Raw genomic sequence first — 16,239 nt, forward strand, 5'->3', positions numbered from 1 at the left:
GCCAGGCCGTTGACGAGACCGCCGTCACCTGGTTACTGTCATAGTACGAAAGTTTGATTCCGTATTGCGAAATTCGTCCCGGAAGTACGGTGCTATGGCCGATCACTCCGGCGCACGGCACGGCCTGCGCTACGACATCAACCTGTCCCTGTTGTTCACCGAGCTGCCGGTGCTCCGGCGGCCGGAGGCGGCCAGGGCGGCCGGATTCGACGCGATCGAGTTCTGGTGGCCGTTCGAGGTCGCGGTGCCCGGCGACGCCGAGGTCGACGCGTTCGTCTCCGCGGTCACCGACGCCGGCGTCGCGCTCGTCGGACTCAACTTCTTCGCCGGCGACATGCCGGGTGGCGACCGGGGGCTGGTGTCCTGGGTCGGCCGGGAACCGGAGTTCCGCGACAGCGTCGACGTGGCGCTGGGCATCGCGCGCAGGCTCGGCTGCCGGACGTTCAACGCGCTCTACGGCAACCGGGTGGACGGCGTGGAACCCGCCGAGCAGGACGAGCTGGCGCTGTCCACTCTGGACCAGCTCGCGGGCGCCGTCGCGGAGCTCGACGGGCAGGTGGTGCTCGAGCCGCTGTCGGCGGCACCCCGCTACCCGCTGCGCACCGCCGCCGACGCGCTCGCGGTGATCGACAAGGTCGGCCGCCCGAACGTCACGCTGCTGGCCGACCTCTACCACCTCGCCGTCAACGGCGACGACCTCGCGAGCGTGATCGCCGAGCACACCGGGCGCATCGGTCACGTGCAGATCGCCGACGCGCCCGGCCGCGGCGAGCCGGGCAGCGGCGAGCTGGACCTCGACGGTCACCTCGCCGCACTCCAGGCCGCCGGATACGGCGGGTTCGTGGGACTCGAGTACAAGCCGACCACCGACAGCGAGTCGTCCCTCGGCTGGCTGCCGAGGGCTCGCAGGGCGGCACGGGCAGAAGAGGCAAGGAGGGCGCAGTCATGAACGTCGGATTCATCGGTCTCGGGATCATGGGCACGCCGATGGCCGGGCACCTGGTGGCCGCGGGCCACGCGGTCGGCGGCTACGACGTGGTTCCCGAGGCCGTCGCGAAGCTCGCCGCCGCGGGCGGGCGCGCCGCGTCGTCGGTGGCCGACGCCGTCGAGGGCGCCGAGGTCGTCATCACCATGCTGCCCAACCATCCCCAGGTCGAGGAGGTCGTGCTCGGCGCGGGCGGGGTGCTGGACAACGCCAAGCCGGGCACGCTGCTCGTCGACATGAGCACGATCCGGCCGGAGACCTCGATCGAGGTGGCCAAGGCCGCGCAGGAGAAGGGCGTGCGCGTGCTCGACGCCCCGGTGTCCGGCGGCGAGGCCGGGGCCAGGCAGGCCGCGCTGTCCATCATGGTCGGTGGCGACGAGGCCGACTTCGCCGTCGCGCGGCCGCTGCTGGAGGCCGTCGGCAAGACCATCGTGCACGTCGGCCCGCACGGCGCCGGCCAGGTGGTCAAGGCGGCGAACCAGCTGGTGGTGGGTGGCATCTACGCCCTGGTGGGCGAGGCCATCGTGCTCATGGAGGGCTGCGGCGTCGACGCGAAGACCGGCCTCGACGTGCTCGCCGGGGGCCTGGCCGCCAACCGCATCCTCGACCTCAAGCGCGAGTCGATGGTGGCCCGGCAGTTCGAGCCCGGCTTCCGCATCGACCTGCACCACAAGGACATGGGCATCGCGATGGCCGCGGCCAGGCAGGCCGACGTGTCGCTGCCGATGACGGGGCTGGTGACGCAGCTCGTGGCCGCGGCCCGCGCGATGGGGCACGGCTCACTCGACCACTCCGCGCTGCTCAAGGTCACCGAGCAGCTCTCCGGCCGGGCCTGAAGGGACACCAGAGACCATGGCGAAGATTCCGGTGATGCAGGCGGTCGTCGAGGTGCTCGCGTCCGAAGGCGTGGACACCGCGTTCGGCTGCCCCGGCGCGGCGATCCTGCCGCTGTACCAGGCGCTGCAGGACAGCGACATCGAGCATCTCGTCGTGCGCCACGAGGAGGGCGCCACGCACATGGCCGACGGCTGGGCGCGCACGACCGGCAACGTCGGCGTCGCCATCGGCACGTCGGGTCCCGCGGGCACCAACATGATCACCGGCCTGTACACCGCGCAGGCCGACTCGATCCCGATCCTGTGCATCACGGGGCAGGCCGTGTCCTCGAAGCTGCACCAGGAGGCGTTCCAGGCGGTCGACATCGTCGAGATCGCCAAGCCGGTCACCAAGTGGGCGGTGCAGGTGAAGGAGGCCGCGCAGGCCCCGTGGATCTTCCGCGAGGCGTTCCGGGTCGCGCGGTCGGGCAGGCCGGGGCCCGTGCTCATCGACCTGCCCCTGGACGTGCAGAAGCAGGAGATCCAGTGGGACTCGGCCATCGACGCGCCGTTTCCCGTGGTCACGCCCGCACCCTCGCCCGCGCGGGTCGAGCGGGCGCTGGACATGCTGCTGGCGGCGCGGCGGCCGCTGATCCTCGCCGGGGGCGGCGTCATCCTCGGCGACGCGAGTGAGCGGCTGCGGGCCGTCGCGGAACGGCTGGGCGTGCCGGTGGGCGTGACGCTCATGGGCAAGGGGTGCTTTCCCGAGGACCACCCGCTGTTCGCGGGCATGGCGGGCATCCAGACGTCGCAGCGCTGGGCCAACGCGGCGTTCCTGGAGGCCGACCTGGTGCTCGCACTCGGCGCGCGGTTCGGCGACCGGCACACCGGCGCGCTCGACGTCTACCGGGGTGAGCGCAAGTTCATCCACGTCGACATCGAGCCGACCCAGATCGGCAAGGTGTTCGGGCCGGATCTCGGCGTCGTGGCCGACACCGGCGCGTTCCTGGAGGCGCTGCTGCTGGCCATCGACGAACGGGACGCGCCGATCGACCCGGGCGTGCCGGTGTGGGTCAACCGCATCGCCGAGCTCAAGAAGGAGCTGCCCCGGCGCGAGGACTTCGACGCCGTGCCGATCAAGGCGCCCAGGGTCTTCAAGGAGATCAACGACTGCTACGGCGAGGACACCTACTTCGTCACCGCCATCGGGCTGTACCAGATCTGGTCCGGGCAGTTCCAGCGTGCGCACAAGCCACGGCACTACCAGGTGTGCGGGCAGGCCGGGCCGCTCGGCTGGGAGATCCCGGCCGCCATCGGGGTCAAGAAGGCCCGGCCCGGCGCCGAGGTGGTCGGCGTCGTCGGCGACTACTCGTTCCAGTTCCTGGTCGAGGAGCTGGCGGTGGCCGCGCAGTACGACATCCCGTTCGTGCTGATCATGCTCAACAACGAGTATCTGGGCCTGATCCGGCAGGCCGAGACGGGCTACGACATGAACTTCCAGGTCGATCTGCACTACGACGAGTACGGCACCGACAACGTGAAGATCATGGAGGCCTACGGCTGCTCCGGGGTGCGCGTGGTGGAGCCGGGCGAGATCCGCGGCTCGCTGGAGTGGGCCCGCAAGGAGGCCGACCGCACCAGCCGCCCGGTGCTCGTGGAGATCATGATCGAGCGCGAGGCCAACGCCGCGATGGGCACCGCGCTGGACAACGTCAGGGAGTTCGAACCGTCCTGACCCGCGCGGCGAACGGCCCGTTCCCCGGCATCGTGGAGCGGGCCGTTTCCGCCTGTCAGGGCAGGTTCACCCAGATGGCGACCGCGGGGTCCTCGCCCGCGTTGCGGATGCGGTGCGGGGTGGTGGACGGGAACCGGATCGAGTCGCCGGGCCCCAGCTCGTACTGCTCGAAGCCGATGTCGAGGGTCAGCCTGCCCGTGAGCACGCTGCCCATCTCGTGCCCGCTGTGCCGCAGGTACTCGGAATCCTGGCTGGAGCTGGAGCCGGGCGGGTAGGTCGACTCGAAGATCTCCACGCCCGGGATCGGCACCGGGGTGAGCCTGCGGTAGCGCACGCCGTGGCCGAGCGAGAGGGCAGGCCCCTCGCCGGCGCGCGCGACCACGACGTCGTCGGGCTTGACCTCGGCGGCGGCCTCCTCGGCGAGCGCCTCGGGCGCGTCCTCGCCGAACGCGGCGGCCAGCGGCACCTCCAGGATCGACACGATCTGGAACAGCCGCGTCACCGACGGCCGCATCTTGCCGCGCTCCATCTGCGACAGCGCGCTGGGACTGATGCCGAGCGCCCCTGCCAGCGCGCGCAGTGACATGCCGCGCTCCTCCCGGAGTGCCCGGATCCGGGCCCCGAGTTCCTGGTCGTCGGGCGGCGCACCGGGGAGCATGAGCCCCAGTCTACGAGCCTGTTACGCAGCGGGCTCGGGTCTTTACGTGAAGGAAACCCTTCACAAGGTGTTCAGTTATAGCTTCACACTCGCTACCCTGAACGCACCCGAGCACGGAGGTTGGCGATGGCCACTCCCGCACGCACGACACAGGCAGCGACCACGCGGCCCGTCCGGTACGCGCCGCACCTCTACAACGACGACCTCGCGCCCGTGCGCAAACGCACGTGGGGCACCTACAGCATCTTCGCCCTCTGGATGGCGGACACGCACGCCATCAGCAACTACACGTTCGCGGCCGGGCTGTTCGTTCTCGGCCTCGCCGCATGGCAGGTCTTTCTCGCCCTGCTCGTCGGCATCACGATCGTCTACATCGGCATGAACCTCATGGGCCACGCGGGGCACCGCACCGGTGTGCCGTTCCCCGTGCTGGCCAGGGTCAGCTTCGGCGTGTACGGCGCCAACATCCCGGCCCTGATCCGCGCGATCATCGCCATCGCCTGGTACGGCATCCAGACGTGGCTCGCCTCGGTGGCGCTGGTGGTGCTGGCCGTGCAGGTGTTCCCTGGGCTCTCGCCCCACACCACCAACGACGTCCTTGGACTGTCCACTCTGGGCTGGGCGGCGTTCGGCTTCATGTGGCTGGTCCAGCTGCTGATCCTCTCCCGCGGCATGGAGACCATCCGCAAGGTCCAGGACTGGGCCACCGGTCCGCTGGTGTGGATCATCATGCTCTTCCTGGCGGGCTGGCTGCTGATCAAGGCCGGCTTCGACATCTCGCTCACCGACTCGCTCACCGACCTGCCCGCGAGTGAGCAGTGGCGGCAGAGCATCGCGGCGGTGGGCCTGACCATCGCCACGTTCATGACGCTGATCCTCAACTACGGCGACTTCGCCCGGTTCACCAAGAGCCACCGGGCCTACCGGCGCGGCAACCTGCTCGGCCTGCCGCTGAACTTCTCGCTGTTCGCGCTGGCCTCGGTGCTCACGACGGCGGGCGCCATCGCGGTGTTCGGCGAGGCCATCACCGAGCCGGTCGAGATCGTGGCCCGCATCGACAACCCGTGGGTCACCCTCGTCGGCGCGATCACGTTCATCGTCGCCACCGTCGGCATCAACATCGTCGCCAACTTCGTGTCCCCCGCCTACGACCTGGCGAACCTGGCGCCGAAGTACCTGAACTTCAAGCGTGGCGGGCTCATCAGCGCCGTGCTCGCCGTGCTGGTGATGCCGTGGGAGCTGTACTCCAACCCCGTCGTGGTGAACTACTTCCTCGGCGGCCTGGCGGCGTTCCTCGCGCCGCTGGTGGCGATCCTGCTGGTCGACTACTACCTCGTGCGGCGGGGGCACATCGTCGTCGACGACCTGTTCACCGACGAGACGTCGGCGGCCTACTACTACCGCCGCGGTTTCAATCCCATCGCGCTGCAGGCCTTCCTGCCCGCCGCGGTGGTGTCCGGCGTGCTCGCGCTCGTGCCCGCCTTCTCCGCGGTGGCCCCGTTCTCGTGGGTGCTGGGCGTCGGCATCGCGGGCGGCATCTACTACTGGCGCAGCGGCCGCGTCCGCACCGGCCCCCTACCGAATGAGGTGATTGCGTGCGCATCCTCGTCGTCAACCCCAACCGGGTCGACGCCTGCACCGAGCTGATCCGCACCGTCGCGACAGCGGCGGCCGCACCGGGCACCGAGGTCGAGGTGACCCACCCCGCCTCGGGGCCCGTGGTGCTGAGCGGGCAGAACGAGGTCCTGCGTTCGGCGATCGGCGTGCTCGACCGCGTCGAGAGCCTGCGGGAGGGCGCTGACGCGATCGTGCTCGCCGGGTTCGGCGAGCCCGGCAGGGAGGCGGCGCAGGAACTCGCCGGGGTCCCGGTGCTCGACATCACCGAGTGCGGGCCCGCGCTCGCCCAGCTGCGCGGCCGCCGGTACACGGTCGTCACCTCCACCGAGGAGGCGGTGCCCGTCGTCGAGGACCGGCTGCACACGCTGCATCTCGACGGCCGCTGCGCTGAGGTGCTGGCCACCGGGCTCGGCGTGCCCGACCTGGTCGGCCGCAGGGAGGAGGCCCAGTCCGTGGTGATCGACGTGGCCAAGCGGGCGCAGGGCGACGTCGTGGTGCTGGGCTGCGGCGGCATGGCCGGGCTGGCACCCGCCGTGGCCGAGGCGATCGGGCGGCCCGTCGTGGACCCGGTGCCCGCCGCCGTCGAACTCGCGCAGACCCTGGTGAGGCTCGGACAATGAGCGGCATGGACCTCGTCATCCGGGCGCCGCGCGCCATCACCGGCGACACCGAGACGGCGTGCACCGTCGGCGTCCGCGACGGCCGCATCGCCACCGTCGAGCCCTACGACGCGCCGCTGGAGGGCGCGCGGCAGGTCGAGCTGGACGGCGACGTGGTGCTGCTGCCCGGCCTCGTCGACACCCACGTGCACGTCAACGACCCCGGCCGCAGCGAGTGGGAGGGCTTCGAGACCGCGACCCGTGCGGCGGCGGCCGGAGGCGTCACCACGATCGTCGACATGCCGCTCAACAGCCTGCCGCCGACCGTCGACGTGGCGGCGCTGGAGGTCAAGCGCAAGACCGCGGCCGGGCGGGTGCACGTCGACGTCGGGTTCTGGGGCGGCGCGGTGCCCGGCAACGCCGCCGAGTTGCGCCCGCTGCACGACGCGGGCGTGTTCGGCTTCAAGTGCTTCCTGCTGCACTCCGGCGTGGACGAGTTCCCTCCGCTGGACTCCGAAGGGCTCGAGCAGGCGATGCGACAGCTGCGCGCCTTCGGCGGGCTGCTCATCGTGCACGCCGAGGATGCGGGCACCATCGACGGCGCGCCCGCGGCCCACGGCCGGGACTACGGCGGCTTCCTCGGCTCCCGGCCGCCCGAGGCCGAGCACACGGCCATCGAGCGGGTGGTCGAGCTGGCCCGGCGCACCGGCACACGGGTGCACATCCTGCACCTTGCCTCCGGCGGCGCGCTGCCGATGCTCGCCGCCGCACGAGCCGAGGGCGTGCCGGTGACCGTCGAGACATGCCCGCACTATCTGAGCTTCACGGCCGAGGAGATCCGCGACGGGGCCACCGAGTTCAAGTGCTGCCCGCCGATCCGCGAGGCGGCCAACCGCGAGCGGCTGTGGCAGGGCCTCGCCGACGGCGTCATCGACTGTGTGGTGAGCGACCACTCGCCGTGCACGCCCGAGCTGAAACGCTTTGACAGCGGCGACTTCGGCGAGGCGTGGGGCGGCATCGCGAGCCTGCAGGTGGGCCTGCCCGCCGTCTGGACGGGTGCGCGGCAGCGCGGGTTCACGCTCGCCGACGTGGTGCGCTGGATGGCGCGCCGTCCCGCCGAGCAGGTGGGTCTTGACCGCAAGGGCCGGATCGCCCCCGGGTGTGACGCCGACTTCTGCGTGTTCGCGCCGGACGAGGCGTTCGTGGTGGACGCGGCCAGGCTGCGCCACCGCAACCCGGTGAGCGCCTACCACGACCGGCCGCTGGCCGGTGTCGTGCGGCAGACCTGGCTGCGCGGCGAACCGGTGACCGGCGATGCGCCGCACGGCATGCTACTGCGCAGGGAGGACCCGTGACCGACCGTCCGGAGTGGACACAGCTGACCGACCTCGCTTCGCGGCGCTGCGGTGGCACCGTGATGTGGGCCAGCGACGAGCTGTTCGCGGAGAAGGAGAACCTCGTCAACCCGTGGCCGCCCCGCCACCAGCCGGAGACGTTCGGCCCGAAGGGGCAGCTCTACGACGGCTGGGAGACCCGGCGCCACCGCGAACCCGGCGACGACCAGGCCATCCTGCGGCTCGGCGTGCCCGGAGCGATCGCGGGCGTGGTGGTGGACACGGCGTTCTTCAAGGGAAACTACCCGCCGTTCGTGTCGGTCGAGGCGTGCGCGCTGCCGGGCTATCCCAGCGCCGCCGAGGTGGCGGCCGCCGGCTGGGACACCCTCGTCGCCCACGCACCCGTTGCCGGGCACGCCGAGAACGTCTTCGCGGTGGACTCGCCTCGCCGCTACACCCACGTCCGGCTGACGATGCACCCCGACGGCGGGATCGCGCGGCTGCGCGTGCACGGCGAGCCGATCCCGGACCCGGCCATGCTGGAACCCGACGCGCTCGACCTCGCGGCGCTGGAGAACGGCGCGGCGGTCACCGCGTGCAGCGACATGTTCTACTCGTCGCCGGGCAACCTGCTGGCGCCCGGCCTCGCCGCCAACCAGGCCGAGGGCTGGGAGACCGCGCGCAGGCGCGACGGCGGCAACGACTGGGTCGTGGTGCGGCTGGCGGGCTCCGGGATCGTGCGGTTCGCCGAGCTGGACACGAGCAACCTGCGCGGCAACGCGCCCGGCTGGGCGTCGCTGAGCGGTTCGGTGGACGGCGAGACCTGGTTCGAGCTGCTGCCGAAGACCCGCCTGCAACCCGACACCCGGCACCGCTTCGCCGTGCCCGAGCAGCGGGAGGCGAGCCACGTGCGGCTCGACATCTATCCCGACGGCGGCCTGGCCCGGCTGCGGCTGTTCGGCGGGCTCACCGAGCGCGGCCGCAAGGAGATCGCGGAGCGCTTCAGCGCGGCGTCGTGAGCCAGTACGCCGGGGGCGGGGCAGCCGTGGTTGCCGCGTTTCCCGGAGCCGGTCCAGACAGCGCGCGTCCGTCGTCGTGCCCACGGTCACCTTGGGCACGTGGTGTGTACCCAAGGTGACCTCGGGCTCGGCTCGGCGCGCGGCGAGGGGCGGCGCGCGACTCGCAGGGCCCGGCGTCAACCGAGCAGCAGGCGCAGGCGTTCCTCGCGTTCGGCGGGTGTCTGCCGCGGGCAGCTCGCGCACTTGTCGCCGCCGGTCGCCTCGTAGATCAGGCAGCAGGAGGCCCGGCGTACCACCGGCCGCCGTCCGACGTGCACGAACCGGGGCCGGGGCACGCCGGGGCCGAGGGCCTCACCGAGCGTCTCGGCAAGGCGCATGGCGCGTGCGGGGTCGCCCACCGCCGAGCCCGCCCACAGCAGCCGGTTGGCGATCGAATCGACGGCCACGGCCCACAGCGAGCGGGCCGTCGCGCCGGACACCGCGGCGATCGCGTCGACGGCGGTGCCCACCGCCTCGCCGAGCCGCTCGCCCAGCGCGGCCACGTCGCGGCCGAGCACGCGTTCCGAGCGGGCGTCGAGATACCGGCCGTCGGGCATCATGTCGAACACCACCGCGTCCAGTGACGGATCGCGCGCGGTCCCCGTGTGCACCAGCGGCTCCAACGCGGGCGCCACGAGCACCGACGACGCCGAGTACCACCGGATCGTGCCCAGCACGCGGTCGCTCGCCTCGCCGTACAGCCGCCGTGCCCGGCCCAGGTCCTCCGCGAGCCACGCTTCGTCGGCCAGCACGGTCGCGGACACCTCCACGCTCACGGCAGCCTCCGGTACACCGAGACCTGGAACGACAGGGTCACCTCGACGGTGCCGGTCAGTCCGTCGAGCCGCTCACGCAACCCGTCGCGGTGCAGGTGATGCGCGTTCGGGCCCATCAGCACCGCCCGCCGCGCGTCGGCGGGCGGCAGCGGCACCGTCTCCTCGTGTCGGTCGCGGTCCACGGCCTCGAACCGGCCCGCGAGCGCGGTGTCGAGCCGCTGCTGCTTGTCCTCGCCGATGTCGAGCAGCCCCAGCCGCGAGGCGAGCTCACGCAGATGCGGCCGGCCCGGCGAAGCCACGAGCAGCGTGCCACCCGGCCGCAGCACCCGGTGGAACTCGGCGGCGTTGCGCGGCGCGAAGACGTTGAGCACCACGTCGGCCGAGGCGGTGCCGACCGGCCACGGGTGCCAGAGGTTCCACACCGCCGCCCCGATCCGCGGATGCGCCTTCGCCGCGCGGCGCAGCGCGGGCACCGACACATCCAGCGCCAGCCCGCTCGCCGCGGGCAGCGCGTCGAGCACGGCGGCCAGGTAGTAGCCGGTTCCCGCGCCCGCGTCGACCACGAGCCGCGCGCGGCTCTGCGCGGCGGCACGCGCCGCGAGCAGGCGCGCCAGCGGCGCGTAGAACCCCGCGCCGAGGAACTCCACCCTGGCCGCCACCATGTCCGTGGTGTCGGCCGTCCCCGCCGCCACCTTGGCGTGCAGCAGGTTGACGTAGCCCTGTCGCGCGATGTCGAACGCATGGCGGCGTTCGCAGCACACCGCGTGACCGGAGACCGCCAACTCGCCCCCGCAGACGGAGCAGCGCAGCGCCGCCAGGACAGCGGACGGTAACAACCGCGCGGACTTCTCGGGCGAGGTCATGGACCATATTCGACCACGACGTTTCGCATCGGGACGAATCGGCACCGGTGGCGGGAAACGTATCCGTAACATGACCGCCCGATCGGTTCACAACGTCGAAACCTGCCGAGCCTCTCCGTGCAACACGCCTTTCCGATGCTGTGCCGCAACTGCGAGTTCAGTAGTTCGGCTGATCCGGGTTGATCCGGCTGATCCGGCTCTCGAAGGAGGAGAAGCGTGCAAGGAGACACGGCCTGGTTGCTCACCAGCGCCGCTTTGGTGCTGCTGATGACACCGGGATTGGCGTTTTTCTACGGTGGCATGGTCCGCTCGAAGAGCGTGCTGAACATGCTGATGATGTGCTTCGGCGCGATCGGCCTGATCGGTGTGCTGTGGGTGGTCTACGGCTACTCGATGGCGTTCGGCTCCGACGTGGGCGGGCTGCTCGGCAACCCCTTCGAGATCATGGGTCTTTCCGGCCTCATGGGCGGTAACGCGCTGGAGGGCACCGGTTTCGTCGCCTTCCAGGGCATGTTCGCCATCATCACCGTCGCGCTGATCGCCGGTGCGGTCGCCGACCGCATGAAGTTCGGCGCGTGGCTGCTGTTCGGCGGCCTGTGGGCCACCCTGGTGTACTTCCCGGTGGCGCACTGGGTGTGGGCCGAGGGCGGCTGGATCTTCGACCTCGGTGCCCTCGACTTCGCCGGTGGCACCGCGGTGCACATCAACGCCGGTGCCGCGGCGCTCGGTCTCGTGCTCGTGCTGGGCAAGCGTGCGGGCTGGCCCAAGGAGCCGATGAAGCCGCACAACCTGCCCTACGTCATGCTCGGCGCCGGCCTGCTGTGGTTCGGCTGGTTCGGCTTCAACGCCGGGTCGGCGCTGAGCGCCAACGAAACCGCGGGTGTCGCCTTCATCAACACGCTCACCGCCACCTGCGCCGCGATGCTCGGCTGGCTGTTGCTGGAGCGGCTCCGCGACGGCAAGGCCACCAGCCTCGGCGCCGCGTCCGGTGTGGTCGCGGGCCTGGTCGCCATCACCCCGGCGTGTGCGTTCGTCGACACGTGGGGCGCGCTGGCCATCGGCGCCATCGCCGGTGTGGTGTGCGCGCTCGCGGTGAGCCTGAAGTACCGCTTCGGCTACGACGACTCGCTCGACGTCGTCGGTGTCCACCTCGTGGGCGGCCTCGTCGGCACGCTGCTGATCGGCTTCCTCGGCACCACCAACGTCAACGCCGACGGCGTGGACGGCCTGTTCTACGGCGGTGGCGCGGAACAGCTGGGCAAGCAGGCCATCGGCGCCTTCGCGGTGCTGGCATACTCGCTCATCGCGGCTGTCGTCATCGGCCTCATCGTCAAGGCGATCACCGGTGGCCGGGTGTCCACTGAGGACGAGGTGGCCGGCATCGACGAGGCGGAGCACGCCGAGTCGGCCTACGACTTCGCCGGTGGTCGCGGTGGCAGGCCCGCTTCGGTGGACACCAGTGTCGCCTCCGGCAACGCCAAGAAGCTGGAGGGAAGCAAGTCATGAAACTGATCACCGCGATCGTCAAGCCGTTCACGCTCGACGACATCCGCTCGGGGCTCGAACAGCTCGGCGTGCTGGGCATGACGGTGAGCGAGGTGCAGGGCTACGGGCGCCAGAAGGGGCACACGGAGGTCTACCGCGGCGCCGAGTACGCCGTCGACTTCGTGGCCAAGCTCAAGATCGAGGTGGTGACCGACGACGCCAACGTGGACAAGGTCATCGACGCGATCGTCAGCGCCGCCCACACCGGCAAGATCGGTGACGGCAAGGTGTGGGTGACCCCGGTGGACACGGTGATCCGGGTGCGCACCGGCGAGCGTGGCGCGGATGCTCTCTAGGCACGTGCCGTGGTCGTAGGGGGACTCGTCGAGGCAGCCAACCGGCTGCTGGAGGGTCGCCACGGACGGCTGGGCGCGGCGGCACTGCGCGCCGCGCTGGTCGACCTGTACGAGTTCTGGCTGAGCAAGGCCGCCACGGCGGCCGGTGTCGACACCGCCGAACCCGGTGTCGCGCTGGTCGCCGTCGGCGGCCTCGGCCGTCGGGAGCTCGTGCCGTTCTCCGATCTCGACCTGGTGCTGGTCCACAACGGAAACCCGGACATCGGCAAGGTCGCGGACGCGCTCTGGTACCCCCTGTGGGACGCCAGGGTCGGCCTCGACCACGCCGTGCGTACCCCGGCGGAGGCACTCAAGGTGGCCTCCGAGGACCTGCGCACGGCCATGGGCCTGCTCGACACCCGGCACCTGGCCGGTGACGCCGAGCTGTCCGCCCGGCTCGCCGCCGCCGCCCGCGACCAGTGGCGGCGCACGGCCCGCAAACGCCTGCCCGAGCTGGCGGAGTCGGCGCGCGCCCGCTGGCAGCGCAGCGGGGAGATCGCGCAGTCGGCAGGGCCGGACCTCAAGTACGGCCGGGGAGGCCTGCGTGACCTCGGCCTGCTCGACGCCTTCGCCGCGGCACAGCTGTGCGACCGGCCGGGACAGGAGCTGCGCGAGGCACGCGGCCTGCTGCTGGACGTGCGCACCGAGCTGCGCAGGGAACTGCGCCGCGACCGCGACGTGCTCGGCGCCGCCGACGCCGAGCTCGTGGCCGCCGAGCTGGAGCTCGGCGACCGGTTCTCGCTGGCGCGCAGGCTCTCCGGCGCGGGCAGGGCCGTGGCCTACGCCGTGGACGTCGCCCTGCGGGCTGCCGACGAGCCGCCACGCGGGCGGTTCAGCAGGCGGCCAAGCCGCACCCCGCTGGACGACGGCGTGGTGCTGCACGGCAACGAGGTCGCGCTGGCGCGCGACGCTGTGCCCGCCCGCGACCCCGGCCTGCTGCTGCGGGTGGCGGCCGCGTCGGCGCGGACGGGCAAGCCGATCGCGCACGGCACCCTGCGGACGCTCGCCGACTCCGCGCCCGAACTGCGCGCCCCGTGGCCCGAGTCGGCCCGGCAGGCGCTGACCGAGCTGCTCGGCGCGGGGGAGGGGCTGGTCGACGCCGTGGAGGCGCTCGACCGCACCGGTCTGTGGGCCCGGCTGTTCCCGGAGTGGGGCGCCGTGCGCGACCTGCCGCCGAGGGAGCCCGTGCACGCCTGGACGGTCGACCGCCACCTCGTGCAGGCCTGCGTCGAGGCGTCCCGGCTGACCACCGACGTCGCGCGGCCGGACCTGCTGCTGCTCGGCGCGCTGCTGCACGACATCGGCAAGGGCCGCGACGCCGACCATTCGGAGCTGGGTGCCAAGATCGCCGCCCAGGTCGCCGCCAGAGTGGGTCTGTCCGATGTGGACTGCGCGATCGTGGCCGGGATGGTGCGGCATCACCTGCTGCTGCCCCACACGGCCACGCGCCGCGACATCAGCGAGCAGGAGACCGTGGAGCGCGTGGCCAAGACGCTCGAAGGCCAGCCGCTGCTGCTGGACCTGCTCCACGCGCTGGCCAAGGCCGACTCGCTGGCCACGGGGCCGGGGGTGTGGACCGAGTGGAAGGCCGGGCTGGTCGCCGAGCTGGTGAGCCGCTGCCGCGAGGTGCTGCACGGCAACGGGTTCTCCCCGCCCGCCGACCTCGACGACACGCAACGGGAGCTGGTGGCCGCCGCGGTCGCGTCGGCACGCGGCCAGGTGCGGGTCGGCACGGAGGGCAAGCTCGCCACCGTGGTGCTCGCCGTGCCCGGCGCCGCCGAGCTGCTGGCCCCCGCCGCCGGGGTGCTCGCGCTGAACTCCCTCGAAGTGCACACGGCCGTGCTGCGGGGCCACGGCGGGGGCCGGGTGGGGGTGTTCACCGCGTCGCCGAAGTTCGGCTCGCTGCCCGACGTGAGCCTGCTGCGCGAGCAGTTCGCCAGGGCGGTCGCGGGCGGGCTGCCGCTGACGCAGAAGCTCGCGGAGAAGGAGAAGGCCTACGACGCGGCGGTGGCCGTGCCCGCGGCACCCCGGGTGCTGTGGTTCGACGACGAGACGTCCGGGCCGCGCACCGTCGTGCTGGAGCTTCGCGCCGCCGACCGTATCGGCCTGCTGTACCGGGTGGCGGGCGCGCTGCGCCGGTGTGACGCCGAGGTGCGGTGGGCCAGGGTCGCCACGCTCGGCGGCGCGGTGGTCGACTCGTTCGCCGTCTCGCCACGCCACGGCGGCCTCGACGCGGCGTGGCGGGCGCGGGTGGAGCAGGCGGTGCTCGCGGCGGCCTCCTGAGCCCCCGCCGCCGGGCCGGTACCCGCGTGCCCACCTCGCACCGGTGCCGGGGGGAGCTCCCCAATGCGGCATTCGCTCCACTGGATGGAGCGAATGCCGCATTCGCTCCACTGAGTGGAACAAATGTGGCATTGGGGAGCTTTGGTTCCCCGTTGGCGGGTCGCGGCGACCACCCGGGGTGTCGTGCCGCGCGGCGGCGGGGGCCGGGTGGCAGGATGACGCGCATGACGGAGCTGCAGCCCGCGGTCCTGCCGGTCACGGTGACGGCCTCCCACCTGCGCGCATGTGCCGGTGAGCTGGCGGGTGCGGGGCGCGTCGAACTCGGGGAGCTCACCACGATGCTGGAGCAGGTGGTCGCCGGGCAACGCCTGCTCGCGGGCGCGCTCGGCTCGCTGGCCGCCCGCGTGAGCGAGGGTCACCACAGCGGCGCGCTGGCCGCCGCGCCGTCGGCCGACGTCGAGGCACTGGCCGACGTACTCCACGCAGCGGCGGACGCGTTCGGCTGTTCAGCCGAAGCACTCGGCGAAAGTGCCCCGCTGGCAACGGAAATCGCGCGAACAGCTGGTCTGGACACCCGTTTGTAGCTATGGGACGGACCGCGCCGCTGGCTAGGCTCAGTCCTCATGCGCACCGTATGGAAGGGCACCATCGGGTTCGGCAGCTTCGCCATCCCCGTCAAGGCCTACAGCGCCACGGGTGAACGCAGCACCGGCCTCACCCAGGTGCACACCACCGACGGCGGGCGCGTGCGGTACAAGCGGGTCTGCGAGGTCGACGAGGCGGAGATCCCGGCCGAGGAGATCGGCAAGGGCTACGCCACCCCCGACGGTGACGTCGTGGTGCTCACCGACGAGGACCTGGACTCCCTGCCGCTGCCGACCGCGCAGTCCATCCAGATCCTCGGCTTCGTGCCGCCTGCACAGATCGACCCGCTCTACTTCGTCAAGAGCTACTACCTGGAGCCCGAGATTCCCGCGCTCAAGCCGTACGTGCTGCTCGGCGAGGCGCTGCAGCAGGCCGAGCGCGTGGCACTGGTCAAGGTGGCCCTCCGGCAGCGGGAGACACTCGGCGCCCTGAGCGTGCGCGGCCAGGTGATCATGCTCGACACGATGCACTGGCCCGACGAGATCCGCGCGCCGGACTTTCCGTTCCTGCACACCGACGTCGACCTGCGGGTCGCGGAGGTGCGGGCGGCGGCGAACATGATCGAGAACCTGTCGCGGGACTTCGTTCCCGGCGACTACTCCGACGGCTACGCCGACGCGCTGAGTGCCCTCATCGAGGCCAGGCACGAGGGCAGGGAGGTGGCCAGGCCCACCGCGGCCGTCCAGGACGAGGGCGTGGCCGAGCTGCTGCGCGCACTCCAGGAGAGCAGCCAGGAGCGCGCCGACACCGACCAGGCGCAGGCACAGGAGCGCGTCGAGCGGGCACAGGCCGCCGCGGGCAAGGCGGGAGCCGCCGCGGAGCGCGCCACGAAGGCCGCCGGCAAGGCCCGCTCCGCGCCCAGGAGCAAGCGTTAGCGTCCTGCCGGCCGCGAGCCGAAGGGCACCTCGGGTACCTGGTGCGTACCCACGGTGTCCTTGGGCTCGGCGCCCGGCGGCTGCCCTCGCTGAGTAGTTCTACCCACGCCCGATCC

General features: G+C 72.1%; 15 protein-coding genes. 12 read left to right on the plus strand and 3 right to left on the minus strand.

Annotation, left to right across the window (positions count from 1 at the left end):
• The first annotated feature begins 94 nt into the window (after positions 1-94).
• From BAY60_RS12520 to gcl, 3 genes are read left to right on the plus strand one after another with little or no spacing between them, the layout of a single operon-like run.
• The gene (locus BAY60_RS12520; RefSeq protein ID WP_112281121.1) at positions 95-949 is read left to right on the plus strand and encodes a hydroxypyruvate isomerase family protein; all 855 of its coding nucleotides are present in this window, start codon (positions 95-97) and stop codon (positions 947-949) included.
• Positions 946-1,821 carry a 2-hydroxy-3-oxopropionate reductase gene (locus tag BAY60_RS12525; RefSeq protein WP_112281122.1) on the plus strand — a complete coding sequence of 292 codons (876 nt, stop codon included), beginning with the start codon at positions 946-948 and terminating at the stop codon, positions 1,819-1,821. Before BAY60_RS12520 ends, BAY60_RS12525 begins: the two co-directional genes overlap by 4 nt.
• A gap of 16 nt (positions 1,822-1,837) precedes the next feature.
• Complete coding sequence (gene gcl, locus BAY60_RS12530; protein WP_112281123.1) at positions 1,838-3,535, plus strand: glyoxylate carboligase; 1,698 nt, start codon at positions 1,838-1,840, stop codon at positions 3,533-3,535.
• A gap of 55 nt (positions 3,536-3,590) precedes the next feature.
• On the opposite strand, the gene BAY60_RS12535 is transcribed toward gcl, so the two are convergent.
• Positions 3,591-4,193, minus strand: coding sequence for a helix-turn-helix domain-containing protein (locus BAY60_RS12535; RefSeq protein WP_112281124.1), 603 nt, complete (start codon positions 4,191-4,193; stop codon positions 3,591-3,593).
• Positions 4,194-4,319: 126 nt separating this feature from the next.
• On the opposite strand from BAY60_RS12535, the gene BAY60_RS12540 reads away from it, so the two are divergent.
• The 4 genes from BAY60_RS12540 to alc are packed head-to-tail and all read left to right on the plus strand — an operon-like array spanning position 4,320 to position 8,762.
• Positions 4,320-5,840 (plus strand): NCS1 family nucleobase:cation symporter-1, encoded by a 1,521-nt coding sequence (locus BAY60_RS12540; RefSeq protein ID WP_112281125.1) that lies wholly within the window; start codon positions 4,320-4,322, stop codon positions 5,838-5,840.
• A complete protein-coding gene (locus tag BAY60_RS12545; protein ID WP_211330313.1) occupies positions 5,789-6,430 on the plus strand; it encodes an aspartate/glutamate racemase family protein in 642 nt (213 codons plus the stop codon). The genes BAY60_RS12540 and BAY60_RS12545 overlap by 52 nt, the downstream gene beginning before the upstream one ends.
• 5 nt (positions 6,431-6,435) lie before the next feature.
• Positions 6,436-7,764, plus strand: coding sequence for an allantoinase AllB (gene allB, locus BAY60_RS12550; protein ID WP_112281126.1), 1,329 nt, complete (start codon positions 6,436-6,438; stop codon positions 7,762-7,764).
• Positions 7,761-8,762, plus strand: a complete 1,002-nt coding sequence (alc, locus tag BAY60_RS12555; RefSeq protein WP_112281127.1) for an allantoicase — start codon at positions 7,761-7,763, stop codon at positions 8,760-8,762. Before allB ends, alc begins: the two co-directional genes overlap by 4 nt.
• 176 nt (positions 8,763-8,938) lie before the next feature.
• Here the strand turns inward: alc and BAY60_RS12560 are convergent, their stop codons facing one another.
• Positions 8,939-9,571 carry a (2Fe-2S)-binding protein gene (locus BAY60_RS12560; RefSeq protein ID WP_112282339.1) on the minus strand — a complete coding sequence of 211 codons (633 nt, stop codon included), beginning with the start codon at positions 9,569-9,571 and terminating at the stop codon, positions 8,939-8,941.
• Between the two features lie 2 nt (positions 9,572-9,573).
• Entirely contained in the window at positions 9,574-10,440 is an 867-nt protein-coding gene (locus tag BAY60_RS12565; RefSeq protein ID WP_112281128.1) for a putative RNA methyltransferase, read from the minus strand.
• Between the two features lie 216 nt (positions 10,441-10,656).
• On the opposite strand from BAY60_RS12565, the gene BAY60_RS12570 reads away from it, so the two are divergent.
• The 5 genes from BAY60_RS12570 (at position 10,657) to ku (ending at position 16,123) form a co-directional block, all read left to right on the plus strand.
• Positions 10,657-11,946 carry an ammonium transporter gene (locus BAY60_RS12570; protein ID WP_112281129.1) on the plus strand — a complete coding sequence of 430 codons (1,290 nt, stop codon included), beginning with the start codon at positions 10,657-10,659 and terminating at the stop codon, positions 11,944-11,946.
• Positions 11,943-12,281: a P-II family nitrogen regulator gene (locus tag BAY60_RS12575; protein ID WP_112281130.1), complete on the plus strand. Its 339-nt coding sequence runs from the start codon at positions 11,943-11,945 to the stop codon at positions 12,279-12,281. Before BAY60_RS12570 ends, BAY60_RS12575 begins: the two co-directional genes overlap by 4 nt.
• Before the next feature lie 9 nt (positions 12,282-12,290).
• Entirely contained in the window at positions 12,291-14,603 is a 2,313-nt protein-coding gene (locus tag BAY60_RS12580) for a [protein-PII] uridylyltransferase (protein ID WP_112281131.1), read from the plus strand.
• A gap of 224 nt (positions 14,604-14,827) precedes the next feature.
• Positions 14,828-15,187, plus strand: coding sequence for a hypothetical protein (locus BAY60_RS12585; protein ID WP_112281132.1), 360 nt, complete (start codon positions 14,828-14,830; stop codon positions 15,185-15,187).
• Positions 15,188-15,226: 39 nt separating this feature from the next.
• Positions 15,227-16,123: a non-homologous end joining protein Ku gene (ku, locus tag BAY60_RS12590; RefSeq protein WP_112281133.1), complete on the plus strand. Its 897-nt coding sequence runs from the start codon at positions 15,227-15,229 to the stop codon at positions 16,121-16,123.
• Positions 16,124-16,239: the final 116 nt, after the last annotated feature.

Origin of the sequence: Prauserella muralis (assembly GCF_003202285.1) — a bacterium.
GTDB classification, from domain to species: domain Bacteria; phylum Actinomycetota; class Actinomycetes; order Mycobacteriales; family Pseudonocardiaceae; genus Prauserella_B; species Prauserella_B muralis.

Bases quoted from the DNA above. Each gene is read 5' to 3' on its own strand.
- BAY60_RS12520 (WP_112281121.1), top strand. From the start codon at position 95: ATGGCCGATCACTCCGGCGCACGGCACGGCCTGCGCTACGACATCAAC.
- BAY60_RS12525 (WP_112281122.1), top strand. From the start codon at position 946: ATGAACGTCGGATTCATCGGTCTCGGGATCATGGGCACGCCGATGGCC.
- gcl (WP_112281123.1), top strand. From the start codon at position 1,838: ATGGCGAAGATTCCGGTGATGCAGGCGGTCGTCGAGGTGCTCGCGTCC.
- BAY60_RS12535 (WP_112281124.1), bottom strand. From the start codon at position 4,193: ATGCTCCCCGGTGCGCCGCCCGACGACCAGGAACTCGGGGCCCGGATC.
- BAY60_RS12540 (WP_112281125.1), top strand. From the start codon at position 4,320: ATGGCCACTCCCGCACGCACGACACAGGCAGCGACCACGCGGCCCGTC.
- allB (WP_112281126.1), top strand. From the start codon at position 6,436: ATGGACCTCGTCATCCGGGCGCCGCGCGCCATCACCGGCGACACCGAG.
- BAY60_RS12565 (WP_112281128.1), bottom strand. From the start codon at position 10,440: ATGACCTCGCCCGAGAAGTCCGCGCGGTTGTTACCGTCCGCTGTCCTG.
- BAY60_RS12575 (WP_112281130.1), top strand. From the start codon at position 11,943: ATGAAACTGATCACCGCGATCGTCAAGCCGTTCACGCTCGACGACATC.
- BAY60_RS12585 (WP_112281132.1), top strand. From the start codon at position 14,828: ATGACGGAGCTGCAGCCCGCGGTCCTGCCGGTCACGGTGACGGCCTCC.
- ku (WP_112281133.1), top strand. From the start codon at position 15,227: ATGCGCACCGTATGGAAGGGCACCATCGGGTTCGGCAGCTTCGCCATC.